Source organism: Aeromonas sp. R7-1 (assembly GCF_040908115.1).
GTDB lineage: Bacteria > Pseudomonadota > Gammaproteobacteria > Enterobacterales > Aeromonadaceae > Aeromonas > Aeromonas caviae.
The window spans coordinates 204,170-229,048 of the sequence record NZ_JBFODD010000037.1 but is presented as its reverse complement, the minus strand read 5'-3'; the positions used below and the strand labels follow the sequence as shown (position 1 = coordinate 229,048).

General features: G+C 57.2%; 27 protein-coding genes and 2 pseudogenes. 19 read left to right on the top strand and 10 right to left on the bottom strand.

The features are described 5' to 3' along the window. Positions 1-79 precede the first annotated feature (79 nt). Positions 80-1,255 carry a dicarboxylate/amino acid:cation symporter gene (locus AB5Y51_RS09215; protein ID WP_368178318.1) on the top strand — a complete coding sequence of 392 codons (1,176 nt, stop codon included), beginning with the start codon at positions 80-82 and terminating at the stop codon, positions 1,253-1,255. Between the two features lie 63 nt (positions 1,256-1,318). Here the strand turns inward: AB5Y51_RS09215 and tesB are convergent, their stop codons facing one another. The 7 genes from tesB to AB5Y51_RS09180 form a co-directional block, all read right to left on the bottom strand. Next, the gene (gene tesB, locus AB5Y51_RS09210) at positions 1,319-2,182 is read right to left on the bottom strand and encodes an acyl-CoA thioesterase II (RefSeq protein WP_103260450.1); all 864 of its coding nucleotides are present in this window, start codon (positions 2,180-2,182) and stop codon (positions 1,319-1,321) included. Positions 2,183-2,363: 181 nt separating this feature from the next. After that, a complete protein-coding gene (locus AB5Y51_RS09205) occupies positions 2,364-2,735 on the bottom strand; it encodes an endonuclease domain-containing protein (protein ID WP_368178317.1) in 372 nt (123 codons plus the stop codon). Between the two features lie 213 nt (positions 2,736-2,948). After that, positions 2,949-3,872, bottom strand: coding sequence for a 23S rRNA pseudouridine(2605) synthase RluB (gene rluB, locus AB5Y51_RS09200; RefSeq protein ID WP_039039190.1), 924 nt, complete (start codon positions 3,870-3,872; stop codon positions 2,949-2,951). After that, positions 3,865-4,557 (bottom strand): SMC-Scp complex subunit ScpB, encoded by a 693-nt coding sequence (gene scpB, locus AB5Y51_RS09195; RefSeq protein WP_039039191.1) that lies wholly within the window; start codon positions 4,555-4,557, stop codon positions 3,865-3,867. The genes rluB and scpB overlap by 8 nt, the downstream gene beginning before the upstream one ends. A 41-nt stretch (positions 4,558-4,598) precedes the next feature. Next, positions 4,599-5,480, bottom strand: coding sequence for a ScpA family protein (locus AB5Y51_RS09190; RefSeq protein ID WP_010673703.1), 882 nt, complete (start codon positions 5,478-5,480; stop codon positions 4,599-4,601). After that, positions 5,473-6,093, bottom strand: a complete 621-nt coding sequence (locus AB5Y51_RS09185) for an L-threonylcarbamoyladenylate synthase (RefSeq protein WP_010673702.1) — start codon at positions 6,091-6,093, stop codon at positions 5,473-5,475. Before AB5Y51_RS09185 ends, AB5Y51_RS09190 begins: the two co-directional genes overlap by 8 nt. A gap of 126 nt (positions 6,094-6,219) precedes the next feature. Beyond that, the gene (locus AB5Y51_RS09180) at positions 6,220-7,101 is read right to left on the bottom strand and encodes a PHP domain-containing protein (protein ID WP_039039192.1); all 882 of its coding nucleotides are present in this window, start codon (positions 7,099-7,101) and stop codon (positions 6,220-6,222) included. Between the two features lie 424 nt (positions 7,102-7,525). On the opposite strand from AB5Y51_RS09180, the gene AB5Y51_RS09175 reads away from it, so the two are divergent. The 7 genes and pseudogenes from AB5Y51_RS09175 to trpA all read left to right on the top strand — a co-directional run bounded on the left by AB5Y51_RS09175 (position 7,526) and on the right by trpA (position 14,554). Then, on the top strand, positions 7,526-9,160 hold the full coding sequence (locus AB5Y51_RS09175; protein WP_041213211.1) for an anthranilate synthase component 1: 1,635 nt from the start codon (positions 7,526-7,528) through the stop codon (positions 9,158-9,160). After that, positions 9,153-9,224 (top strand): annotated as a pseudogene (locus AB5Y51_RS09170) (anthranilate synthase component II); the annotation flags it as partial. The gene AB5Y51_RS09175 and the pseudogene AB5Y51_RS09170, both read left to right, overlap by 8 nt. 16 nt (positions 9,225-9,240) lie before the next feature. Next, positions 9,241-9,840, top strand: a complete 600-nt coding sequence (locus AB5Y51_RS09165; RefSeq protein ID WP_039039194.1) for an aminodeoxychorismate/anthranilate synthase component II — start codon at positions 9,241-9,243, stop codon at positions 9,838-9,840. 10 nt (positions 9,841-9,850) lie between these two features. Then, positions 9,851-10,864 (top strand): anthranilate phosphoribosyltransferase, encoded by a 1,014-nt coding sequence (gene trpD / locus AB5Y51_RS09160; RefSeq protein ID WP_113736249.1) that lies wholly within the window; start codon positions 9,851-9,853, stop codon positions 10,862-10,864. Continuing rightward, on the top strand, positions 10,864-12,369 hold the full coding sequence (trpCF, locus tag AB5Y51_RS09155) for a bifunctional indole-3-glycerol-phosphate synthase TrpC/phosphoribosylanthranilate isomerase TrpF (protein ID WP_368178316.1): 1,506 nt from the start codon (positions 10,864-10,866) through the stop codon (positions 12,367-12,369). The genes trpD and trpCF overlap by 1 nt, the downstream gene beginning before the upstream one ends. Before the next feature lie 188 nt (positions 12,370-12,557). Further along, a complete protein-coding gene (gene trpB, locus AB5Y51_RS09150) occupies positions 12,558-13,751 on the top strand; it encodes a tryptophan synthase subunit beta (RefSeq protein WP_368178315.1) in 1,194 nt (397 codons plus the stop codon). Next, a complete protein-coding gene (gene trpA, locus AB5Y51_RS09145) occupies positions 13,748-14,554 on the top strand; it encodes a tryptophan synthase subunit alpha (protein ID WP_368178314.1) in 807 nt (268 codons plus the stop codon). Before trpB ends, trpA begins: the two co-directional genes overlap by 4 nt. 179 nt (positions 14,555-14,733) lie before the next feature. On the opposite strand, the gene AB5Y51_RS09140 is transcribed toward trpA, so the two are convergent. After that, positions 14,734-15,723, bottom strand: coding sequence for an IS110 family transposase (locus AB5Y51_RS09140; RefSeq protein ID WP_368178313.1), 990 nt, complete (start codon positions 15,721-15,723; stop codon positions 14,734-14,736). A gap of 879 nt (positions 15,724-16,602) precedes the next feature. On the opposite strand from AB5Y51_RS09140, the gene AB5Y51_RS09135 reads away from it, so the two are divergent. From AB5Y51_RS09135 to AB5Y51_RS09125, 3 genes are all read left to right on the top strand, one after another. Next, the gene (locus AB5Y51_RS09135) at positions 16,603-17,142 is read left to right on the top strand and encodes a hypothetical protein (RefSeq protein ID WP_368178312.1); all 540 of its coding nucleotides are present in this window, start codon (positions 16,603-16,605) and stop codon (positions 17,140-17,142) included. Further along, on the top strand, positions 17,139-17,795 hold the full coding sequence (locus AB5Y51_RS09130; RefSeq protein WP_368178311.1) for a hypothetical protein: 657 nt from the start codon (positions 17,139-17,141) through the stop codon (positions 17,793-17,795). Before AB5Y51_RS09135 ends, AB5Y51_RS09130 begins: the two co-directional genes overlap by 4 nt. A gap of 346 nt (positions 17,796-18,141) precedes the next feature. Then, entirely contained in the window at positions 18,142-18,864 is a 723-nt protein-coding gene (locus tag AB5Y51_RS09125; protein WP_368178310.1) for a hypothetical protein, read from the top strand. A gap of 126 nt (positions 18,865-18,990) precedes the next feature. On the opposite strand, the pseudogene AB5Y51_RS09120 reads toward AB5Y51_RS09125, so the two are convergent. Continuing rightward, positions 18,991-19,259, bottom strand: a pseudogene (locus AB5Y51_RS09120) (metal-dependent hydrolase); the annotation flags it as partial. A gap of 29 nt (positions 19,260-19,288) precedes the next feature. On the opposite strand from AB5Y51_RS09120, the gene AB5Y51_RS09115 reads away from it, so the two are divergent. The 8 genes from AB5Y51_RS09115 to AB5Y51_RS09080 all read left to right on the top strand — a co-directional run bounded on the left by AB5Y51_RS09115 (position 19,289) and on the right by AB5Y51_RS09080 (position 24,159). After that, the gene (locus AB5Y51_RS09115) at positions 19,289-20,083 is read left to right on the top strand and encodes a hypothetical protein (RefSeq protein ID WP_368178309.1); all 795 of its coding nucleotides are present in this window, start codon (positions 19,289-19,291) and stop codon (positions 20,081-20,083) included. A gap of 112 nt (positions 20,084-20,195) precedes the next feature. Continuing rightward, the gene (locus AB5Y51_RS09110) at positions 20,196-20,828 is read left to right on the top strand and encodes a hypothetical protein (RefSeq protein ID WP_124245392.1); all 633 of its coding nucleotides are present in this window, start codon (positions 20,196-20,198) and stop codon (positions 20,826-20,828) included. Positions 20,829-21,434: 606 nt separating this feature from the next. Then, positions 21,435-21,854 carry a hypothetical protein gene (locus AB5Y51_RS09105; protein WP_323941005.1) on the top strand — a complete coding sequence of 140 codons (420 nt, stop codon included), beginning with the start codon at positions 21,435-21,437 and terminating at the stop codon, positions 21,852-21,854. 214 nt (positions 21,855-22,068) lie between these two features. Further along, positions 22,069-22,446: a hypothetical protein gene (locus tag AB5Y51_RS09100; protein ID WP_368178308.1), complete on the top strand. Its 378-nt coding sequence runs from the start codon at positions 22,069-22,071 to the stop codon at positions 22,444-22,446. Positions 22,447-22,555: 109 nt separating this feature from the next. After that, positions 22,556-23,014, top strand: a complete 459-nt coding sequence (locus tag AB5Y51_RS09095; RefSeq protein ID WP_103260459.1) for a DUF6678 family protein — start codon at positions 22,556-22,558, stop codon at positions 23,012-23,014. Between the two features lie 155 nt (positions 23,015-23,169). Then, positions 23,170-23,457, top strand: coding sequence for a hypothetical protein (locus tag AB5Y51_RS09090; protein ID WP_368178307.1), 288 nt, complete (start codon positions 23,170-23,172; stop codon positions 23,455-23,457). Positions 23,458-23,634: 177 nt separating this feature from the next. Further along, positions 23,635-23,814: a hypothetical protein gene (locus AB5Y51_RS09085; RefSeq protein WP_103260461.1), complete on the top strand. Its 180-nt coding sequence runs from the start codon at positions 23,635-23,637 to the stop codon at positions 23,812-23,814. Between the two features lie 102 nt (positions 23,815-23,916). Next, entirely contained in the window at positions 23,917-24,159 is a 243-nt protein-coding gene (locus AB5Y51_RS09080) for a DUF3297 family protein (RefSeq protein ID WP_010673692.1), read from the top strand. 277 nt (positions 24,160-24,436) lie between these two features. Here AB5Y51_RS09080 and AB5Y51_RS09075 read toward each other — a convergent pair whose 3' ends face one another. Then, on the bottom strand, positions 24,437-24,871 hold the full coding sequence (locus tag AB5Y51_RS09075; RefSeq protein ID WP_368178306.1) for a DMT family transporter: 435 nt from the start codon (positions 24,869-24,871) through the stop codon (positions 24,437-24,439). Between the last annotated feature and the right edge of the window lie 8 nt (positions 24,872-24,879).

Genomic DNA, 24,879 nt, shown 5'->3' with positions numbered 1-24,879 from the left:
AGATGCGGTGTTTGTGTTAAAAAGCGGCATTAAAATCAAAATTAAATAACAAATCAGACACCAACACCTGGATTCCCCCATGAAACTCGTTCTCAATCTGGTTGCCGGTATCCTCGCCGGCCTGCTGCTCGGTCTCTATGCCCCCGAATGGGTCGCCCGCGTGCTGTTCACCGCCAAGACGGTGATAGGCCAGCTCATCACCTTCACCATCCCGCTCATCATCCTCTTCTTCATCATGAGCGGCATCGCCAGCCTGCCGAAGAACTCCGGCAAGCTGCTGGGCAAGACGGTGGGGCTCTCCTACTGCTCCACCATACTGGCGGGCCTGTTCGCCTTCACCGTGGCGAGCCACCTGATCCCGCACCTGACCACGGCCGCCGAGCCCACCGCCGAGGCTGCCACCAAGCTCGCTTCCTACATCAATCTCGAGATCCCGCCCCTGTTCGGGGTGATGTCGGCCCTGGCCGCCGCCTTCGTGTTCGGCATCGGCATCAGCGCCACCCAGGCCACCGACCTGCGCCGGGTCGCCGATCAGGGCCGTGACATCATCGACCGCCTGCTGGCACGCGTGATCATTCCCCTGCTCCCCTTCTACATCGCCGGCGTCTTCGTCGAGATGACGGTGGAAGGCACCGTCTTCGCCACCCTCAAGACCTTCGGGGTGGTGCTGGTGATGGCCATCGTCATGCACTGGATCTGGCTCTGCGTCCTGTTCGTCGGCACAGGCCTCGCCCAGGGGCGCTCCCCCGTCATGCTCATCAAGAACATGCTGCCCGCCTACTTCACCGCCCTTGGCACCATGTCCAGCGCCGCCACCATTCCGGTGGCCCTGCAAGCCAGCAAGCGCAACGGCGTGAGCGACGGCATCGCCAACTTCACCGTGCCCCTGTGCGCCACCATCCACCTGTGCGGCTCCACCATCACCCTGGTGACCTGCGCCACGGCGGTGATGTTCCTCTCCGAACACCTGGCCATTCCGGGCTACGGCACCATGGTGCCCTTCATCATGATGCTGGGCGTCATCATGATTGCCGCGCCGGGCGCACCGGGTGGCGGTGTCATGTCCGCGCTCGGCCTGCTCACTTCCATGCTCGGCTTCGGTGAGGCCTCCATCGCCCTGATGATCGCCCTCTACCTGGCCCAGGACAGCTTCGGCACCGCCTGCAACGTCACCGGTGACGGCGTCATCGCCCTGTGGGCCGATCGTTTCGCCCGGGGCGAGCCAGTACTCAGCACCGAGCAGGACGCAGCCTGATAGCGCAGGCAATAAAAAACGGGAGCCATCGGCTCCCGTTTTTCGTTGGCGCAAGAGGGCGTCTCAGCCCCGGCGACGGATCACCCCTTCCTGCATGGTGCTCGCCACCAATACCCCATCCCGGGTGAAGAACTGGCCGCGCACCAGACCCCGACCACCGCTGGCGCTCGGGCTGTCCACCACGTAGAGCAGCCAGTCGTCCAGCCGGAACTCCCGGTGGAACCACATGGAGTGATCGATGGTGGCCACCTGCATGTCCGGCTCCCAGTAGGAGACCCCGTGGGGCTGCAGGGCGGCGAACAGGAAGTGGAAGTCGGAGGCATAGGCCAGCAGGTAGTTGTGGACCCGCTGATCGTCCGGCACCGGGCCATTGGCCTTGAACCACGTGTAGCGAAGGGGCTCGTGGACATCCGGGCGGATGGGGTCCACCAGGGTCACCGGGCGAATTTCGATGGGCTTCTCGCACAGGATCTTGTCCCGCAGGGCCGCCGGGATCATCTGCTCGTAGGGACGCACCAACTCCAGCTCGCTCTTGAGCTGCTCGGGGGGCGTGATGCCGGCCGGCATCTTCGTCTGATGCTCGAAGCCCTCGGCCTCCACCTGGAAGGAGGCGTTGAGGTAGAAGATGGGCTTGCCATTCTGGATGGCCTTGACCCGGCGGGTGGAGACGGTCTGGCCGTCGCGGATGTTCTCCACGTCGTAGACGATGGGCTTGTTGGCATCCCCGGGGCGCAGGAAGTAGGAGTGGAAACTGTGGACCTGGCGGTCGCTTGCCACCGTCTGCTTGGCGGCTGACAAGGCCTGCCCCATCACCTGTCCGCCAAACACGGATCGCAACCCGAGATCCTGGCTCTGGCCCCGAAACAGGCCCTCCTCGATCTTTTCGAGCGCCAGCAACGCCAGCAGCTCATCCAGTACCTTGCTCATTGGTTTCTCCTGTCTTTGTGCGCGAAAGGCTAACAAGCCCGTCCCGGCAGGGCAACCATCCTGATGCACATCCCCGTCTGCAACCGCCTCCCCTTCAAAAAAGGGAAGTGTATGGCGCTTTCCAGCCCGTACAGAGGGCACTCTGGCCCCCTCCCCTGGCAAGGGGAGGGCTGGGGTGGGGTCAGACGCGATCAAGCCATGCCCGAATAGAGACAACCACCCCGGGTAGATTTTCCATCACCTCCCTGTTGCTAAATCTCAGTACCGTCAGCGACAGGGCCGCCATGTAGGCATCCCGTCGCTTGTCATGACGCAAACCCCGCATGTCGAAATGGCTGTCGCCATCAACCTCAATGACCAACAACCGCCCGGGGCAGTAAAAATCCGCAATGTATGGGCCTATACCTTGCTGACGGCGAAACTTGACTCCGAGTTGCCCAGCCCGAAGCGCCTGCCACAATCGCCGTTCAGGCTCTGTTGGATTGTTTCGCTGTTCACACCGTTTATCCAGCGTGGCCTCGCGGTTGAAAACACGAACTGGCTTCTCGTTCATGACAGTATTCCTCCGACTATGACCCCTGTCAGCATAACAACTACTCACCCCCTCCCAGCCTCCCCCTTCAAAAGGGGGAGGAGCTTGTCTGGCCCTTTCTCTCCCCTGTGCGATTCAGTCTCAAGGAGCCCGGCAGGAGCAGAAAACAAAAAAGCCCGCACCTTGGGGTGCGGGCTTGTGCCGTGTCGGGGGCGAGCGGCCCGTGGCGGCGGCTTACTTGCTGCCGGTGCCGGAATTGCGGGTGGAGGAGGTCGGCTTGCGACGGGCGGTGGTGGCACGGGCGCGCGGCTCCTTGCCCTGCATCTCCTTGTGGCGCTTCACGGCGCGACGGATCTGGGCGGCCTGCTTGTGGCGGGTGCTCTTGCCATCCTGCTGCAGATCGACCTTGGATTCGGTCTCGTTGGGCAGGTTGACCAGGCCGCGCAGGTAGTTCACCTCGGGGAGTTTCAGCTCCTGCCAGCCGCCGCGGGGGATGCCGCGATCCAGCTTGACGTCGCCGTAGCGGATACGCATCAGGCGGCTCACCTGCACTTCCTGGGATTCCCACAGGCGGCGCACTTCCCGGTTGCGGCCCTCGGTCAGGGTGACGTTGAACCACTGGTTCAGCCCTTCACCGCCGGCCGGCTTGATCTTGTTGAACTTGGCCATGCCGTCTTCCAGCTGCACGCCCTTGCGTAGGCGCTGCAGCATGGCTTCGGTGATCTCGCCAAAGACGCGCACCGCGTATTCCCGCTCCACTTCGTGGCTCGGGTGCATCAGCCGGTTCGCCAGCTCGCCGTCGGTGGTGAACAGCAAGAGACCGGAGGTGTTGACGTCGAGACGACCCACCGCAATCCAGCGGGCGCCATCCATCTTGGGCAGACGATCAAACACGGTGGGACGTCCTTCCGGATCGTGGCGGGTGCACATCTCCCCTTCGGGCTTGTGGTAGGCCAGCACGCGGCAGATCACTTCCTCTGCGGCGCGGGTCTTGACCTGGTGGCCATCCACCCGGATCACGGCGTTCACTTCGACGCGATCCCCCAGCGTGGCGACCTTGCCATCCACGCTGACCCGACCTGCGGTGATCAGGGCCTCCATCTCACGACGGGAGCCTTGACCCGCGCGGGCCAATACTTTTTGCAGTTTTTCACTCATCGGGTTTACCTGATTGTTGATCGCTGCCCGCCGACATCGCGGACAACCTTGGCTCTTGTGGGACGGCCCCGTTGGCCTCCCCACCATGTTCATGCTCAGCACGGCCTGCCAGAGGCTGACCGTCACCGCCCTCGCCCGGCATGAGCGACAAGGGGGCCTGCAGATCGGGATCCAGCTCGGGGAGCTGCTCCAGACTCTGCAGGTTGAAATAGTCCAGAAATTCACGGGTGGTGGCGAGCAGCTCGGGGCGACCCGCCACCTCCTTGTGGCCGATGCTGCGCACCCAGCCACGCTCCTTGAGGGTGTTGACGATCTGGCTCGACACCGCCACCCCGCGGATGGCTTCTATCTCCGCCCGGGTGATGGGCTGACGATAGGCAATCAGCGTCAGCGTCTCCATCACGGCGCGGGAATAACGGGGAGCCCGCTCGCTCCACAGGCGCGACAGCTCCTCGGCGTACTCCTGGCGGGCCTGGAAACGCCAGCCGGAGGCCACCTCTTTGAGCTCGACCCCCCGCTCGCTGTAATCCTGTCTGAGCTCTGCCAGCAGCAGCTGGACATAGCGGCCGGTGACCGGGTAGTCCGAGAGCACGCTGCCCTTGATTTCGCTCACCGTGAGGGGACGCCCCGCCACGAAGATCGCCGCCTCGATCAGGGTCTTCAATCGTTCAGCAGGCAGCGCCACGGTGGACCTCCCGGGTCCGCGCCCCTGGCGCCGCCCCTCGCTCAGTGTAGATGCTCATGCTCCTCCCCCTTCCCCTGACTCGCCAGGGCAAAATGGATGGGGCCCAGGGGCTCCGCCTGCAAGATCCAGATCAATTGTTCCTTGCACAGCTCCAGCAGGGCCAGGAAGGTCACCAGCACCCCCATGCGCCCCTCCTCGGCCCGCAGCACCTGCTCCAGGCGCAGGGTCTGGCCCAGGGAGAGCATGGCGAGGATCTCCGCCATCCGTACCCGGGTCGGGATCTGCTCGCGGCGGATCTGGTGATGTTCAAAATGAGTCGCGCGTTTTACCACACTTTGCATGTAAAGGGCGAGTTCAACCAGAGAAACATCGGGCGCCAATGGCTTCAAGGCACCAAAATCCGGCGCCATGGCGGCGGCGACGAAGATCTCCCGCTCCACCCTCGGCAGGGCATTGACCCGCTCCGCCCCCAGCTTGTAGCGCTCGTACTCCTGCAGGCGACGAATGAGGGTGACGCGGGGGTCTTCCCCCTCCTCCTCGTCTTCCAGCTCCGGGGCCTTGGGCAGCAGCAGGCGGGACTTTATCTCCGCGAGCCAGGCCGCCATCAGCAGGTATTCCGCCGCCAGCTCGAGGTTGAGCCCCTGCATCAGATCCACGTACTCCATGTACTGGGCGGTGATCTGCAGGATGGGCAGGTTGAGGATGTCGAGCTGCTGGCGCCGGATGAGGTAGAGCAAGAGATCCAGCGGCCCCTCGAAGGTGTCGAGAAACACCTCCAGCGCATCGGGGGGGATGAACAAGTCCTGGGGCAGCTCATGGTAGGGCTGCCCCAGCACGGTGGCGATGGGCGGGGGAAGGGAAGCCTCCCCCGTCGTGCCCGCGGGGGTTGTCAGCGCGGGCACGGGGTCGGCAAGATCACTCAAACGGCGTCGGATCCCCGGCACCGCGGCGACGCAGCACGGGCTCGTCGTCGGAGAAGTCCACCACAGTGGTGGGCTGCTCGCCCAGATACCCGCCGTTGACCACCAGATCCAGCTGCTTGCCGAGCTTGTCGGCAATCTCCTCGGGGTCGAACTCCGCCATCTCGGAGCCCGGCAGGATCAGGGTGGTGGAGAGCAGCGGCTCACCGAGGGCCTCGAGCAAGGCCAGCGCGATGTTGTTGGCCGGGACCCGGATGCCGATGGTCTTCTTCTTCTCGTTCATGAGGCGACGCGGCACCTCCTTGGTGGCCTTGAAGATGAAGGTGTAGGGTCCGGGGGTGTTGTTCTTGACCAGCCGGAAGGCGGTGTTGTCCACCTTGGCATAGGTGGAGATCTCCGAGAGATCCCGGCACACCAGGGTGAAGTCGTGGTTCGGCTCGATGCGACGGATGCGGCAGATGCGCTCCAGGGCATCCTTGTTGCCCATCTGGCAGCCCAGGGCGTAGCCGGAGTCGGTGGGATAGACGATGACGCCGCCGTTTTGCAGGATTTGCACCGCCTGGCTGATGAGGCGAACCTGGGGATTGTCGGGATGTACGTAAAAATGCTGACTCATATGCTCTTCTCGCGATAGGGGGCACGCTCGTTGCCCGCTTCATGGTCAAGGGCCCCTTGGCCCATGACACTACCTTAACCTGTTTGACGCAGACTCGCCTGCATCAAAGATGCCGGCCCGGGGGGGTCAGCGGCTGGCCAGCAGGCCCGCATGCTCCTCGGGGGTGAGCCCGAAATGACCGGGGTGACCCAGCCACAGCGGCATCCCCTCCTTGGGGAGCCAGAGGTGGCGGCCAAGCTCGGTCCAGTTGGAGGGGAAGTGAAAATCGGACCCCACCGAAATATAGAGATCGTGCTCCCTGGCCCACTGGCCGAGATTCGCCCGCTCCTGGGGGCTCTGCTGGGGCAGGGAGACCTCCATGGCATCCCCCCCGACGGCCTTGAAGGCCACCAGCAGCCGCTTGATCCACTTGGCGGTGAGATTGTAGCGGCTCGGGTGGGCCAGCACCGCCAGCCCGCCTGCGGCGTGGATGGCCTCGATGGCCTCCCCCATCCCGGGCCACTCGGCGGGCACATAGCCCTTGTTGCCCCGGCTCAGGTACTTCTTGAACACCTTCTGCATATTGTCGGCCACCCCGCGCGCCACCAGCACCCGGGCAAAGTGGGCCCGGGTCACGGCGGCGTCACCGGCGAGCTGCTTGGCCTCTTCATAGGTGCCCGGGATGAGGCACTTCTCCAGACGACGCCCGATCTCCTCGGCGCGCGCCTCCCGGCGAGCCCGCTGCCCTGCCAGAAAGGCGAGCAACTGGGGATTTTTCTCGTCCACCCCGAGGGCCACGATGTGGATCTCGTGATGCTCCCACCCGGTGGAGATCTCCACCCCGCTCACCAGGCGCAGTGGCAACTGGTCGGCCGAGATGGTCTGGCGCACTTCTTCAAGCCCGTCGAGGGTATCGTGGTCAGTGACCGCTAACACCTCCACCCCTTTTTCGGCGGCGCGGCGCACCAGGTCGGCGGGGCTCAGCACCCCGTCCGAGGCGGTGGTGTGGCAATGAAGATCGAATCTCATCGGCGTGTTTCGCTCTTGTTTGGGACCTGCCTGGAAAAGGCCGGCAAAAAAGCGACTTGACTTGGCCGCGGCTTTATCGTTTTCTGTAGGCACTTCATTGCAAACATCTTTTTACAGGACTCAATCTCATGCAAGCGACTTCCATCCTGACCATCTGGTGGTGGCACACTCCCTGACATGCGGGCGTGTGGTCGTTGCTGTACCTGTAATCTGACAGCAAGTTAAGAACCCAAAGAAAAAGCCCGCTGACCCCAGCGGGCTTTTTTATTATCCGGCAAATGGACCTGTGATGAAACCGACAATTCAGAGAAGCACACTGACATGGCGATGGCGAACTCGCTGACGTGACCCGAACCCGACCCATTTTCAAGAGAGACAGCGCCATGACCATCGGTGACACACAACACATGCAAGGGAAGGCATTATGACAGGCAACAAGACCCGTTTGCCCCTGGGCGAATTCGATACCATCCGGCTCAATGCCCCCTATGTGACAGACCCCCTGGCACTCTATACCCGACTCTGCCAGGACAGACCCAACAACCTGCTGCTCGAATCGGTGGAGATCGACTCCAAGGCCGGTACCCAGAGCCTGCTGCTGGTGGACGCCTGCCTGCGCATCGAGTGCCGCGGCCGCGCCGTGCAGGTGCGCCCCCTCGGCGACAACGGCGCCGCCCTGCTGCGCCTGCTGGAGCAGCGCCTGCCCGCCGTCATCACCCAGACCCGAGTGGCGGACGAGCTGCACCTCGACTTCCCGGCGTCCGATCGGGAGCTTGACGAAGACAGCCGCCTCAAGGGCAGCAGCGTGCTGGACGTGCTGCGCACCCTGCAGCGGGAGCTGCAATGCCAGCAGGGCAAAGAGGCCCTCTTCATGGCGGGCAGCTTCGCCTACGACCTCATCGCCTCCTTTGAAGACTTGCCCGAGGTGCCAGAGGGGAGCAACGACTGCCCTGACTACTGCTTCTATGTGGCCGAGACCCTGATCACCATCGATCACATCAAGCAGAGCACCCAGTTGCTGGCCTGCCTGTTCGGCGGCGAAGAGGATGAGCAGCTGGACGCGCGCTACGCCCGCCTGACCGCTCGCCTCGAGTCCTTCAAACAGGCCTGTCAGCAGCCGCTGCCTGCGCCGCAGGGCACGGCGCCGCTGACCGGCGCCCTGGCCGTCGACAAGGGGGACAAGCAGTTCTGCGCCGAGGTCGAGAAGCTCAAGGGCTTCATCCGCCGTGGTGACATCTTCCAGGTGGTGCCGTCCCGCAGCTTCTCCCTCCCCTGCCCGGATCCCGTCGCCGCCTATCGCCGCCTCAAGCAGACCAACCCCAGCCCCTACATGTTCTACGTGCAGGACGAGGGCTTCACCCTGTTTGGCGCCTCCCCCGAGAGCGCGGTCAAGTTCTGCGCCAACAGCCGCCAGGTGGAGATGTACCCCATCGCCGGCACCCGCCGCCGTGGCCTCAACCCGGACGGCAGCATCAACCTGGATCTGGACGGCCGCATCGAGCTGGAGCTGCGCCAGGACGAGAAAGAGGTGGCCGAGCACCTGATGCTGGTGGATCTGGGCCGCAACGACATCGCCCGCATCTCCGCCCCCGGCACCCGCTACGTCAAGGATCTGCTGAAAGTGGATCGCTACAGCCACGTCATGCACCTGGTCTCCCGGGTGGTGGGCACCCTTCGCGCCGACCTTGACGCCCTGCACGCCTACCAGGCCTGCATGAACATGGGCACCCTGACCGGTGCCCCCAAGCTGCGCGCCAGCGAGCTTATCCGCATGGTGGAAGGCAAGCGTCGCGGCAGCTACGGCGGCGCCGTGGGTTACCTCAACGGCGCAGGGGAAATGGACACCTGCATCGTCATTCGCTCCGCCTTCGTGAAAGAGGGGGTCGCCCATGTCCAGGCCGGCGCCGGGGTGGTCTATGACTCCAAACCCCAGGCCGAGGCGGACGAGACCCGCGCCAAGGCGGCGGCCGTGCTGGCCGCCATCGCTGCCAGCCATGGCACCTCCCTGCAGGCCCTCAGCGCCCAGCAGGAACAACACAAGGACGTGAGCCATGACTAACATCTTCCTGCTCGACAACTTCGATTCGTTCACTTACAACGCTTTGGCCGACCAGTTCCGCACTTCGAAGGAGCAGTCCCATGACTAATATCTTCCTGCTCGACAACTTCGACTCGTTTACCTACAACCTCGTCGACCAGTTCCGCACCCTGGGCTACCCGGTGCGCATCTACCGCAACAGCCTGCCGGCGAGCCGCATCATGCAGGAGATCGACGCCTGCGAAGGGGACGCCGTGCTGGTGCTCTCCCCGGGGCCGGGCGCTCCCCATGAGGCGGGCTGCCTCATCGATCTCATCAAGCTGGCCCGTGGCCGGGTGCCCATCCTCGGCATCTGCCTCGGTCATCAGGCCCTGTGCGAAGCCTACGGCGGCACCGTCGGGGCGGCGGGGGAAATCGTCCACGGCAAGCGCTCCCTCATCGAGCACAACGGCCATGGCGCCTTCGCGGGGCTGCCGAGCCCCTTGCCGGTGGCCCGCTACCACTCCCTGGTGGCCACCTATGTGCCACAAGAGTTGCAGGTGATTGCCCACTATCAGGGCATGCCCATGGCCATCGAGCAGCGTGACGAGCGGGTGCTGGGCTTCCAGTTCCACCCGGAATCCATCATGACCAGCGAAGGGGCCCGTCTGCTCACCCAGGCCCTCGCCCATGTCACCCGTCCAGAAAGCCACGTGCGGTAAGGAAGAGACCATGCATCAACATCTCAACACCCTCTATCAGGGTCAGTCTCTCACCCGCGACGCCGCCCGCGACGCCTTCGGCCAGGTGGTTCGTGGTGAAGTGGATCCCATCGTGCTCGCGAGCCTTTTGACCGCCCTCAAGATCAAGGGGGAGACCCCGGAGGAGATCGCCGGCGCCGCCGAGGCGCTGTTGGCCGAAGCCCGCGACTTCCCGCGCCCGGACTATGCCTTCTGCGACATCGTCGGCACCGGAGGGGACGGCCTCAACACCATCAACGTCTCCACCACCTCGGCCCTGGTGGCCGCCGCCTGCGGCTTGAAAGTGGCCAAGCACGGCAACCGCTCGGTCTCGAGCAAGTCGGGGTCGAGCGATCTGCTCGACAAGATGGGGATCAAGCTCGACATGAGCCCGGCCCAGGCCCGCCGCTGCCTGGACGAGCTCGGGGTCTGCTTCCTGTTCGCCCCCCAGTACCACGCCGGGGTGCGCCACGCCATGCCGGTGCGCCAGGCCCTCAAGACCCGCACCCTGTTCAACGTGCTGGGGCCGCTCATCAACCCCGCTCGCCCCAGCTTCCAGCTGATGGGGGTCTATGCCCCCGAGCTGGTGCGCCCCATCGCCGAAACCCTGCTGGCACTCGGCCTGAAAACCGGTATGGTGGTGCACGGCGCCGGCCTCGATGAGATTGCCATCCACGGCCCGACCCAGGTGGCGGAGATCCGCGACGGCGAAATTCGCGAGTACTTGCTCACCCCGGCGGACTTTGGCCTCGACACCTACCCGGTCAGCGCCATCCAGGGCGGTGAGCCCGAGGAGAACCGCGCCATCACCGCCGCCATCCTGGAAGGGCGCGGCAGCCCGGCCCACAACGCCGCCATCGCCGCCAACGTGGCGCCGCTCCTGGTCATGGCGGGCGAGGCCCCGGACTTTCGGCAGGCCGCCGCCCGGGTGCTGACGGTGCTGGCAAGCGGCCAGGCCGCCCTCCTCGCCCGGGATCTCGCCACCCTGAGCCATCAGGAGGCATGATGTCAGCCACCACCACAGCGTGCCCCAGGGGCACTCACCCAGAACGCCCGACGGGCAACAGCCAGCTTCGCAAGGATAACGAGATGTCAGATGTCATTGCTCCCCACGCCTTTCTGAACATGGCCTCCATCAGCCAGACCATTCTCGGCAAGATCGTGGCGGCCAAGCAGGAGTGGGTCGCCGCCCGCAAGGAGAGCCAGCCCCTGGCGAGCTTCCAGGACGCGCTCACCCCGAGCGATCGGGACTTCGAGGGGGATCTGCGCCAAGGCTCCACCCGCTTCATTCTGGAGTGCAAGAAGGCCTCCCCCTCCAAGGGCTTGATCCGCAACGACTTCAGCCCGGAGGCCATCGCCGACATCTATGGCCACTACGCCACCGTCATCTCGGTGCTGACGGACGAGAAGTTCTTCCAGGGGGATTTCGCCTTCCTGCCCCGGGTACGGGGCCGCGTCCAGCAGCCGGTGCTCTGCAAGGACTTCATGATTGACCCCTATCAGGTCTATCTGGCCCGCCACTATCAGGCGGACGCCATCCTCTTGATGCTCTCGGTGCTCACCGACGAGGGGTATCGCGCCCTGTTCAAAGTGGCGAAAGAGTTGGGCCTCGGGGTGCTCACCGAGGTGAGCAACGAGGAGGAGCTGACCCGCGCCATCGACCTCGGCGCCCCGGTGATTGGCATCAACAACCGGGATCTGCGGGATTTGAGCGTCGATCTTGCCCGCACCCGGCAGCTGGCCGCCAGGATCCCGGGGGATCGGGTGGTGATCAGCGAATCCGGCATCAACCACCGCGCCCAGGTGGCGGCCCTGCGCCACCACGCCAAGGGCTTCCTGGTGGGCTCCTCCCTCATGGCGGAGCCGGATCTGGAGGCCGCGGTGCGCAAGCTCGTGCTCGGCCAGAACAAGGTGTGCGGCCTGACCCGTCCCGAGGACGCCGCCGCCGCCCATCAGGCGGGCGCCGTGTTCGGCGGCCTCATCTTTGTGGCGAAAAGCCCGCGCTACGTGGACATTCCCGCCGCCCGCGCCGTGATGGCGGGTGCGCCGCTCTCTTACGTCGGGGTGTTTCGCAATGCCCAGCCCGCCACCATCGCCAAGACGGTGGATGCACTGGGGCTCGCCGCCGTGCAACTGCACGGGGATGAAGACGCCGCCTATATCGAGACCCTGCGCCCCCTGCTGCCGGCGGGCTGCCAGATCTGGAAAGCCGTAGGAATAACGAGCGGCGAGCCCCTGCCCGCCCTCGACTACCCGGCGGATCGCCTGCTGCTGGATACGAAAGTCGGCAGCCAGAGCGGCGGCACCGGTCAGGCGTTCGACTGGACTCTGCTGGCCGGGCTCGACAAGAGCAAACTGATGCTGGCAGGGGGGCTCAACCCCGACAACGCCCTCGAGGCCGCCCGGGTGGGCTGTCTCGGCCTTGATTTCAACTCCGGGGTGGAGAGCGCCCCGGGCAGGAAGGATGCCCACAAGCTGGCGGCCGCCTTTGGCGCCTTGCGTCAACTGTGAGCGCCCTCGTGACTCATTCAAAGAATTAATGAACTGCGTTTGCCCATAAGCACAAGGAATAATGTATGACCCTGCTCAACCCGTTTTTCGGTGAATTTCGTCGATGACATGTATGTGCCCCAGCCATACGCATCAGCCCGCCAAGGCTCATACCTGATCTCAATTGCAGAATGTAAAGGAAGATAACCATGACCCTGCTCAATCCGTTTTTCGGTGAATTTGGTGGTATGTATGTGCCCCAGATCCTCATCCCCGCCCTGCTCCAGCTGGAGAAGGCCTTCGTCGATGCCAAGGATGATCCGGCCTTCGTCGCCGAGTTTCAGGCGCTCCTGACCGAGTACGCCGGTCGCCCGACGCCGCTCACCCTGACCCGCAATTTGACCAAGGGCACCAAGACCCGCCTCTACCTCAAGCGTGAAGATCTGCTGCACGGCGGCGCCCACAAGACCAACCAGGTGCTGGGTCAGGCGCTGCTGGCCAAGCGGATGGGCAAGAGCGAGATCATCGCCGAGACCGGTGCCGGTCAGCACGGCGTGGCCACTGCTCTGGCCTGCGCCCTGCTCGGCCTCAAGTGTCGGGTCTATATGGGCGCCAAGGATTGCGAGCGCCAGAAACCGAACGTATTTCGCATGAAGCTGATGGGCGCCACCGTCATTCCGGTGCACTCCGGCTCCAGCACCCTGAAAGATGCCTGCAACGAGGCGCTGCGGGACTGGGCCGCCAACTACGAGTCGGCCCACTACCTGCTCGGCACCGCCGCCGGTCCGCACCCCTTCCCCACTATCGTGCGGGAGTTCCAGAAGATGATCGGGGAAGAGGCCAAGGCCCAGTGCTTCGAAAAAGAAGAGCGCCTGCCCGATGCGGTGATCGCCTGCGTCGGCGGCGGTTCCAATGCCATCGGCATGTTTGCCGACTTTATCGATGAGCCTTCCGTGCGCCTTATCGGGGTCGAACCCGGTGGTCACGGCATCGAGAGCGGCGAGCACGGCGCGCCGCTCGGTCACGGCAGCAAGGGGGTCTTCTTTGGCATGCACTCCTTCCTGATGCAGGACAACCAGGGCCAGATCCAGGAATCCTACTCCGTCTCGGCGGGGCTGGACTTCCCCTCTGTCGGCCCCCAGCACGCCCACCTGGCCGCCATCGGCCGCGCCGAGTACCCCTCGGTGACCGACAAGGAGGCGCTGGACGCCTTCCAGGAACTGGCCAAATCCGAAGGCATCATCCCGGCGCTGGAGTCCTCCCACGCCCTGGCCCACGCCCTCAAGATGGCCCGCAGTGAACCGGAAAAAGAGCAGGTGCTCATCGTCAACCTCTCCGGCCGTGGCGACAAAGACATCTTCACCGTTGCCGACATTTTCGAGAAAGAAGGAACCTTGTCATGAACCGTTACGCACAACTCTTTTCCCGTCTGGACAAGGCCAATCAGGGCGCCTTCGTGCCCTTCGTGATGCTGGGTGACCCCACCCCCGAATTGTCCCTGGCCATCGTCGATGCCCTGGTCGAAGGGGGCGCCGACGCCCTCGAACTCGGCATTCCCTTCTCCGATCCGGTGGCGGACGGCCCCACCATTCAGGGCGCCGCCCTGCGAGCCTTTGCCAGCCACACCACCCCGGACGACTGCTTCGGCCTGCTCGGCCGCATCCGCGCCAAGTACCCACAGCTGCCCATTGGCCTCTTGGTCTACGCGAACCTGGTCTATGTGCGCCACATCGACGGCTTCTACGAGAAGTGCCAGCAAGCCGGTGTGGATTCGGTGCTGGTGGCGGACGTGCCGGTGCAGATGTGCGAGCCCTACAAGGCGGCGGCCGACAGGTTCGGCATCGACAGCATCTTTATCGCCCCGCCCAACGGCGATGCCGAGACGCTCAAGGCTGTTGCCGAGCTCGGCTCCGGTTACACCTATCTGGTGAGCCGCGCCGGCGTGACCGGTGCCGAGACCAAGGCCGGCATGCCGGTGGAGGGCCTCATCAACACCCTGCGCGAGTTCAACGCCCCCCCCGCCCTGCTCGGCTTTGGCATCAGCGAACCGGCCCAGGTACGTGACGCGATCAAGGCTGGCGCCGCCGGTGCCATCTCCGGCTCCGCCGTGGTGAAGATCATCGAGACCCACCACCAGAACCCGGAGCATATGCTCACCCGTCTGAAGGAGTTTGTGGAAGGGATGAAGGCCGCGACCAATCGATAAGGGGCGGCATTGGTCAAATGCCATTGACCATGTCTGCAAAAAGGGAGCCTGATAGGCTCCCTTTCTATTTTCTGCTTGTTGCCGCTCCCAGCGTCTTTGTCCCCTCTCCCCTTGGGAGAGGGCAAGGGTGAGGGAACCCATAATCCCCCGGCGTTATCGAATCGTAGATACCGTCTGTGTTAGCAAGATTCCTGGCTGTAGTTTTTGTTATAAGGCTGACGGTTTTTAATGACGCCAAAGCACAGGTGTACCAGCTTGCGCATTGCAGCACCTAATGCCGACATTTTGCTTTTTCCAGACGCGATCAGCCGTTCGTAAAGTGCTTTTACATGGGGGTTATGTCTGCTTGCAACCACGGCTGCCATATAGAGCACCGCTCTGATATGCGAAGGCCCAGTCTTGGATAGCTTGGGCCTGCCAAGTACCGAGCTGCCAGACTGCCGCTGTATCGGCACCACGCCCAAATAGGCTGCGAGGCGTTCAGCTGTATGGAAGTGGTGGAGGTGTATGACTGACAAGAGGTGCTGACTTGTTTTTATTCCAACGCCCGGAATAGTGATCAGCAATGCGGCATCGTCACGAAGTTCCGGATGACGATTAATGTGATCATCTATGTCTTGCCGAAGCTTTTTGAGCTGCGTTTGCAGGAACATAATTGAGTCAGCCAGTGACTGGCGAATCAGTTCTGGCGTGTCTGTTGCGTCGGCTTTTTCCTGCCGATTTTTCTCACGCAGCAGGTCTTGGTGGACTGCATCAACTCGAGACAGCAAAGCTTGCAGGGCTCGAGCCTGTGGCGTTGGGGGTATCCAAATGGTGGGCTGGACTAATGCGCCGTAGCGCGCCAGCACCAAGCTATCGAGCCCATCCGTTTTACTTCGAATAGCTAATCCTTTGGCAAAATCGCGAGCCTGTGCGGAATTGATGATCGATACCTGCATCCCCGCGTCATGTAGTGCGATGGCTGCTCGTTCGTGATAAACCCCAGTGCCTTCCATTACCGCATGGGTATCAGAAGCCGAGATCCGTTGTTTATCAAGCCAATGGACTAACTCGGTAAAACCAGAGTCGTTGTTGTAAAAGGACTTTGTCTTTCGCTTACAGCTCGAGAGCTCAAGCAATAGACAACAATCCAACTTGGCCTTGGCCACATCAATACCGAGATAATGCACGGCAAATTCCTCATGTTAATGACCAAATCGCCCACTTGCCTTGTACATACAGGGTCTGAGCCCTTGGCTACCGTTCAGTGTCGGGTTTGGCGATGAGGTGAGGATGAGGGCCATATCTACGGCACAAGGTTTAGTTCCTTAAGGTTCGAATCTGGCTTCCTCAGCCTCATGTGATGAGAGCTAATCATCACGCAAGTAAGATACAAGGTTCGAATAGCGCAGCGTATTCGGACGTTCGCGATCCGGGCGGAGTTACTCCGAGCTCCCGAGCCAACGGTTGGCCCCCTGATGCGGCTGCACCGCATGGGACGCGAGGGCGCTGCCCTCGACAGGGTTTCGCCCGCCCTTCGGGCCTGGGCGAGTGACTTTGGAAAGACCCAAAGTCACCAAAAGTCTTCTCCCCTTGAGAGAGGGTTGGGGTGAGGGTAACTTTGCATTCCCAGCAAAATCAGTTGCTTACTCAGCGCACGTTTGAATGACTAATTTATTGATCCAACACAAATTCCCGCCAAAACACGCTTCTCAACACGCCACCAGCCCCTTAAGATACCCGAATGACAATCAACCTCTCGGAAGAACGCCATGACAGCGATTGTTGCTATTTCGCAGGTTAACAACAGCGAACTGGGAGCTGTCACTCAGGGGCGGTAGCCTTGCCTAATAAAATCGACAGGAACTTGTAAGTATGGTGGGCTCTTTGATTGTACTGTTGTCCAGAGGTCACTTGTGACGAAATAATTTAAGACGAGTTTTTCATGGCGATTATCAATATGACATGGAGTTATATTGAAAGCTTCCTTATCTGGCTAATACAGATGCTCACTTCATTACTGTTAAGTGAAAATATATTTTAGCCCCTTATCTATTGAGGTTTAATTTATGAATAAAAAAGAAATCGAATTGAGACTCAAGGGTGCCCTTTGCCCCATAAACAATGCCTTTGGCAACTCCATCCTATTCACAAAAAAATACAGGTCTATAAAAAAACTAGACGCTATGCTATTAGAACGCTGTGAGAAATATAATCTAGAGATTGATTCAATCCAAAGAAAATATAAACACATGTCAATCGACAATGATTATAAGACATTCGAGCTGGTTAATATGGCAATAGGATGCTTAGGAAACAAAGCCAGCAGCTTCGGAACGTCTTATTGCGTTGCTCATGATAAAAATTTGCACCGAGAGTTGAAAAAACGCTTAGAAAAGATCGGTCCAATTGGGACTAGCCCCAGCTCTGGCAAGACAAGCAATATCATTGGAAAATGTGCTGAGGTTAAGGCTGCAAACCCTGTTTTAAGAGGGGAAAAGGGTATATGTATAATAAACTTAAAATTTACACCAGCCAGAAGACCACGCACATTGCAAAAGCACCGCACATGCTCTAATTGTCAGGAAACTTTCGGATTAACAGAATGAGCCATTTTGACTTTGACTTTGATTTGTTTTTTTACCCAACACTTTCATTTGAATTACTTTTTAATCCCCTTGAAATCAAAAGAAATAAGAACCTCCAGCTAATTCACATTGCCACGGCCGGAGGCTATATATCAAACCAAGTCCATAGTAATACTTTTAACCACAGAATGCGCCATAAATTAAAAAACAGCATAGGGTTAGATGGTCCAGTTAGGATAAATCCAAACCTCGAATCGATATTGGGAACAAGCCTAGACAAAGACCTCAACACCCCAAAAAGAACCGCATTGAATATATATACCAGTAACTTTTCTGAATATGCACAACGTAATTGCTTTTCATTTGACAGAACCCATATCAGTAACCCACTAATCAACCTATATCATCTTGTAGCTGCACCACCTGACAAAAACGCTGGGGATAAAATACCTGACCACGGCTCACCCTATCATTTTTCTTTCTGTAAATTTAACAATTTTACATTTTTATTGTTAAACAACATCTATGAGCTCCTCCCTGACCTGGCAGATTTTTCTATCCCAATTAACGACTTTTGTAGTCCCCTTGATTGCAACAGCCTTAGCCGATACGAATTCAGTATAAAATCATCCATCATAGGGATTTCACCATTTGAATGGCCCAAGTATTCATAGCTACTTTCCAATAGCTGAAAATTCTGATGGGTAGGGCAACATCAAGATAATAGTACAACATAGCAATGGCCAATAAAAATATACAAGGCGAAACATATATCTACTTGGTCGGACTTGAAATGTATCAAAACCTGGGTTTTATCTTCGCGATAAGGCAATCTCAAATATAGGAAATGATGAAGAGTTCGAGTCTATACAGATAGTTAGGACACTCCCCTTTCTGAACACCTCGCTGCATTGCTGCATTGCTGCATTGCTGCATTGCTGCATTGCTGCATTGCTGCATTGCTGCATTGCTATAATTATTCAATAGCTTTATTTTTTAGGCATAGAAAAATATAAAATCATGATAGATAAAAATAAAATTGCATCAATTGCTAAAAAATCCAGTCAATTTGCAGGAGCTATTCTGTCCGCTATAGGGATAATCAATATCCTTGACGACCTAAATTCTTGGAGGCTGTTTGGGCTTTACTTGATTGAAAAATCTAGCTTTATTGGCTTAGAGGATGTGTTTCATTATACATTTTTGTTTATTCACACCATATCAACATATTGGCATTTGTGGTTGCATCCAATATTTGATTTATTAACATCATGGCTTCCTTTTAAAATCCCATTCTTGATTAAAGATATGCTAATAATAGCTTTATTTGTAATTATGGGAAAAAGAAAGGCATTTCGAGTTTTTACGCAAAGTTTGAAGAAAGAAAAACAAGTAATGTCTAAAATTGTGCACCAATATTTAAAAAACCAAAATGAACGTTTTTTATACTTTTCAATTAGAGATGCAAAATCATATATACTTATGCACAATGCCGACAAAGGTATTCTAGAATCATACGAAATACAAAACATAGAAAAATTCAACCGTTGTTTTGGAGAGGATGCCGAAGCATTTGCCTATGATGTATTAACAAACCCTGAATTACTACAACTTCACGAACAACATTTATCAGCATTAAACCTTTCAGAAAATCTTAAAAAGTCAATATATTTCCTAGCCTCAATAGTCATAGTTTTCTTACTTTTCGATTACATTTATCTGTTGCAACAAAATTTAAATTAAAATCATCTAACGAGAATTAGGACATCCACCGTTTCTGAGTAAAAATCAGCATCGCTAACATTCAAAATGATGGGAGTCCTACTGTTCTGTTGCCAGTTTGGGATTGGTCCAGCCACGCTAAATCCGCTAATCACTTCCCATCCAACCCCGTCCCCACACCCGCCACCCAATCAACACCAGCATCAATACCATCCCCGACAGCCATACCCAGTAGGCTCGGAGAGGATCACCGCTTCACCTCGGGCGGTGAGATAGGCCTCCAGCTTGAAGGGAGCGACCCGGATCACCTGCCAGGGGGCGAAGAAACGCTCGTCACGCCATGGCCAGAACCAACCTACCCCCTTGCCGCCGGTGGTATGCGCATCGAGCAGGCGGTGGGGGAGCAGAGAGACCAGAGCGGTGGCGGAATGCTGGGAGTATTCCTATGGACAGGCAGGCTCGTCTCCATTCGTGGCTCAAAACGCTTGCCATGGGTATCCATCTTACGCATCATTCACCATTTATAGAGTCATACGAAAACGGAATGGTGATGAAAAAAGGGTTATTCCTGCTTTTAATGCTGTTGCAAGCACAAGTTTTAGCCGAAGGCGCCCCTCTGAAAGCCAAAGATCCGCTCGATTTTGTCCCCAAGGGATATGTTGTCTTTGAGAAAATCGAGGGGGATTTAAACAAGGATGGCCAGAGTGATATGGTCATCGTCATCAAAGGCACTGACAAGCGCAATGTCATTGTTGACGAATACCGTGGTGAGCTGGATCGTAATCGGCGAGGCCTTATCATCGCGTTCAATAAGGGGGATCACTATGAGCTGGCGCTCGATAATCCAAGCTGTTTCTCCTCGGAGCATGAAGATGGTGGTGTCTATTTTGCCCCTGAGCTTTGGGTCTCCGTAGAGAAAGGGATCTTGCAGATCCACTATGGCCATGGACGTTATGGTTACTGGTCTTACAAATTCAGATATCAGAACGCCGGTTTCGAATTGATTGGCTACGACATGAGTGAAAACCGCGGCACCCTCGTCGAGCGGGTGACGAGCATCAACTTCTCGACCAAGAAAATATTAATAAAGGAGAACATCAATCAGGATGCGCAAGAAGATGGTGACGAAATCTTCAAAGAAACCTGGAAACGATTCACCTTGCCAGCACCGTTTACCCTAAAAACGGTTGCTGACTTTGATGATTTTTACTACGACAAACTGTACAAAATCATTCTCTAGATACCTTGAAGGGTATCTGGATAAAAAGACTACATATATAAAAACGGTAAATCCAAGCGAAGGCAGCGTATACCCAAGGCTTTGTGAGAATTTGTACATACAAGGAAAAGTAATGAATACAAATCAATTTGAGATGAGAATCCACAATCAACAGATTGCTTGGATTGCTCCTATAATAGAACAATGGGGACTACTCCACAAAGAATTCACTGAACAGAAGCAGTATAATGACTGTCTCTACTGGTATAATGAACGGGCTAATGTAAGCGCCTTTTCAGGAGCTGTTTGGAGAAGTGGCGGAATTGCCTTGGAAGAGTACTCCAGCCAAAAAGGTAACATAGATAACACGGTTAACGGCCGTGTTGATCTGTATTTTTCAAAGCAAGCTAATATCGCTATTGCTGAAGCAAAGATGGAATGGCTGTATTTTGGTGAACGAGCTAAATCAGATCTAGATGAAAAAATAAACTCGGTGGTGGGAAAGGCAAAGAATGATATAGAACATAGCCTAGGCCCCAGCGCCTATCACCTCGGCATAGGACTTTCCTTTATCGCTCCATATTGGCGAAAAAATTATGATGGTTCACAAGATATGCTGTCACTTAGGGCGTTGATAAGGTCATACAACTGTGCCTTCTATGCAATATTTGAGTCCAGTCGTGATGTCATCAGTAGCAAAGGCAATGTTTGCAATGCAATAGTTCTTATTGGCACCATGCATTTAAAGTCAGAAGACATTGTATAGATATATAAACACTGTTATTTCTTAAGGTTTGGTCGCATGGCCTGCCCACAAAAATGTGGCTTCCGACCTCGCTCTATAACCAAATGTCATCATATAAAATGAAAAGGGAATTCTTGTGAGCTCTGAATATATTGAGGTAAGCAAACAGTTTTCTGTTGGGTGGGAAACATTGATGTTAATCAATGCTGTCCTCGCCCAAGGGAAGAACCGTAGCGGTTTAGCCTGGTTTTTTATTTCATTGCTGCTAGGCCCGGTTGCAACATTGATATTGGCTCTGGTTCCAAAAAGAACAGAAAGTCAATGACAAGACATACTTTAACCATGATGCTTTTCAATTTTGTGATAACAGGTGGATCATGTAGCGATTCATTTTTATCAATTTGGCAGGTTCTAAAAATCAGTCAATATGCTTGAAAAAAACAAATTATATCGCTGTGAACTGGCGCTATATGAATTTTCCTAGTTGATGTTCATGTTTGTACCGCAATCCAGGCCGTGTATCAATCCCTCACCATGAATATATTTCCATCAGACATATTCGGATATCCCGGTAAGGACCTGGTATCTGATGGTGCGATCATGCTCTCAATCTGAGGCTCATCAAAAATGAACCCCCTTTTTTTATCTGAAAGACATCCTGTTTCCCATAAGGCGGCCATTCTTGCTGATGAAGGGACTTCGGTCTGGCTCTACATGACAGACTCCGGGTCTGATTACCCTGCAGCGGACTGTTGGCTGCTCAATACGGTACCATCCCCTGCACATCTGAATGAGCACTGCGACAACAACGCACCGCCGGCAATCCTCAAGTTTGTTGTTCCTGGTAGTGAAGGTGATGCACCCCTCGAAAGCGATATTGAGCTGCGTTGGGCGCCTGACGGTCATTCCGTCGCCCTGTTGGTCAAGGGTACTCCACTGGGGTTTATTGCACAGGGAAACAAACATGGCTACAGCAAGAATCTGGTGACTGCCAGCCCGTTTGGCATGCCATTTGAACAAGAGCTTTATGAGCGGTTGTTCCCATGATCACTCCTGTCTTGTCGGCCTGTCATTCAAGACGTTCATAGCCTTCACTGGTCTGGATTGACCACCCCATCTTGCCAACAGGTCGGGCAATATTGCAGCCAAATCCCAAACACAGAATCTGCCGCAGAACAATTTTCTGTTATGCATGTTGACCGCGAGATAGGTTGCCGCCGCTGGATATAACACGCCATAACATAGAATCTGAGAAGGCAAAATGGACAATCTGGAAAAAATCAAAAACCTTATTCCGCTATGGTATGCACAAAGGAAGTGGGCTGAAGAGCTGCTTGTACGTGTTTTTCATCTGGCCTCCGCAGAGGAAATATTGGAGCCAAAGCATAGGGAAAGCATGACCCTACCAGGGAATCATTGGGTCTATCGTACTCATGGTGTTGGTGTCGGTATATACCGAACTGCTTCTGTCGGTGGAATAGACTTTGATTTCAACAAGCCAGATCCCGACGAATGGCGCTTAAAAATATTCTTTGAAAAACAGTACAATGAAGGCAACCTCTCTTTCACCGCGTACCACGATCTGTATGAGGACGAAGAACTGCTTGACCGCGTTATAAAAATAGCGCTTGACAGGTGATCTACAACACCTGCCGTTTATCAAACCAATATCTGGTTTTAGTGGGTCGTGTCACGACAGGGCGGCGTAGATTTCCCGGGCAAGGTGTCATTCGATCTGGAGGATAATGATGGACATTCGACATAGAGAGCCCGTCAAAGAGTATGTTATCAAGGCAGGCATGACGTCTGTTTCGAACAATTCCAAATGGAATCGTCTTTTTGCGTTGCTGCATCAGAGCAACAGGTTCTTCCAATACCGGCGAACGGATCTGGATGGTTCCACATTTCCAGAAGATGGCAAGAGCTATACACCAGAACTGGCCCAATATTGGGGCAACTTCTGGGCCATGGAGTTCCTGGACGTCCTGGCATACCAGGCTCACTCCAGAGGGGCATTGCTGGCACCGGATATTGAAGATTTCACGGATGAAGCGATTCATATTGCGAGCCAGGCCGGTGTCAAATTTACCATGCTGGAGCGTGGTATCCGGGTCTGGGGTTATGTGAGAAAAGAGAGCCATCCCGTTTTCGTCTGTATGCACAACCAGTCTCTACAGGCGCAGCGGCAGGACCACTGCGCGAACTAGCGTACTGTGTTGACCCTTATTTTTCTGCATTGCGCAAACGACTTGCGCCCCAAAAAGAGCGACGAATGTCTTGGTGCAAATACATGCCCTACACAGGGTAGTGTCACTGGACATATCAACCATCGTCACACACCAGATGTTGCAGGTAAAGCAATATGCTCGATGAAATACAGCTGGCATTTACGCCAGACAATGTAAAACAGGTTTTGACATGGGGCGCCCATCCAGAAAGTGCACCTCACCATCATGAGTCCATTGCTCACTGGTGTGAGGCTTTCTGGAACAAATACGCTGATGTGGATGCCCCCGCAGAGATTGATGCCGTGATGCCCATACTCGCGGAGGTAGAATCGAACTGGGATATCCACGTTGCGTTGAATAAAGAGTCTGCCTCCATGCCTGCTGAATGGTTTGTCGCATGGTTATCTCAACTACCGGAGTGACAAGGCAACTCCCCGTCAGGCCGGAATCGCAAAATAGCACCTCGTGACAGAATAGAGAGCCGGAAGAAGATGACCCATTGTTGAATTACACCAACTGGCATGGCTGATTAACGCTGCGAAAGGCTAGCGACAAGCGCCTGATCCTCCATATTTCACATCCAATAAGTGAATCGCCCCATGACAAGAACACTTATCCAGCTTCTGTTGACACCGCTTCTGGCGGTTGCCTTCCTCTATCTTTGCAGCCTGCCGGAGGATCTCTATTTCGACCCGCCGCTCTTAAGCTATGTCGTCATGTTTCTTGTCACTCTGGCTGGCACCGCCTATGGCAGGATCAAGGCCTGGCGCGCCTCCTGACCGACCTCATCACAGATTCTCAAGGCTGCGCAGACGCAGCCTTGAGCCCATGGCGGGCATTGCCTACAATGACCCACTTTTTATCACACTCAGGTCTATAAAATGAGCGACAACAAACCTGCACTGCCCGACCGTCTGGCGGCCAACCCGCGCAGCCCGCACCATGTGGCAGAGTGCTTCGAGCACGAGATCGGCATTCGCGTAAACGGCAAGGAGCGCACCAATGTCGAGGAGTACTGCATCAGCGAAGGTTGGGTGAAGATCCCCTCCCCAAAGGCCAAGGATCGCTACGGCAACCCCATGCTGATCACCGTCAAGGGCACCGTCGAGGCCTTCTACGCCTAAGCTGCGTATGACCGCGACGCCCAGAGCAGGGGCGCGACCCTGTTATTTCAGAACACCGGCCTTGCGCCGGTGTTCTGCTGTTGAGGGCGGCCCAGGGTGACAGGCGCCTCTCTTTCTTTGCTCTCTGTTGCCTTCCTGTTTCTTCCTTTCCCTCCCTTTCTTTCGCCTTATTCCTTTTCATCTGGGCCCTGATCCGGCAGGCGAGCCGCCTTTGGCATCCAGGCAGGGCGACGCTCTTGTCATCCCTGCCGGTTTACCCAGACCATCACCGCATCACTCACCCTCGGGAACGCGACTTGCCGCCCTGCCAGCGCTGCAGAGCTGCACCGGCCAGCACCAGCAGAGTGCCGAGCAGATCGCTCATTTCTAGGCGCCCGGCCAGGGCATCGAGCAGCGCGCCCCCCGCCAGCTGGCCCGTGACGATGAGCAGGGCGCAGGCCAGGGCGCCGATCCGGCCGATGGCCCAACTGCTGATGGCGACGAAGAGCGCCCCCAGCACCCCGCCGAGCAGCAGCCAGGGATCGAGACCGGCGAGCCGCTCCCAGGGTGCCCCTTTGAGGATGAGCAGGACGCCGAGCAGCCCGAAGCCGAACAGGTGGTTGGCCAGCGACGCCGTCATGGCGCCCCGGGCGCTGGCGAGGCGGCCATTGAGGGTGCGCGACAGGCTCACCGCCACGCCGTTCAGCAGTCCCAGCAGAATCAAGAGGGTCATGGTGTCTC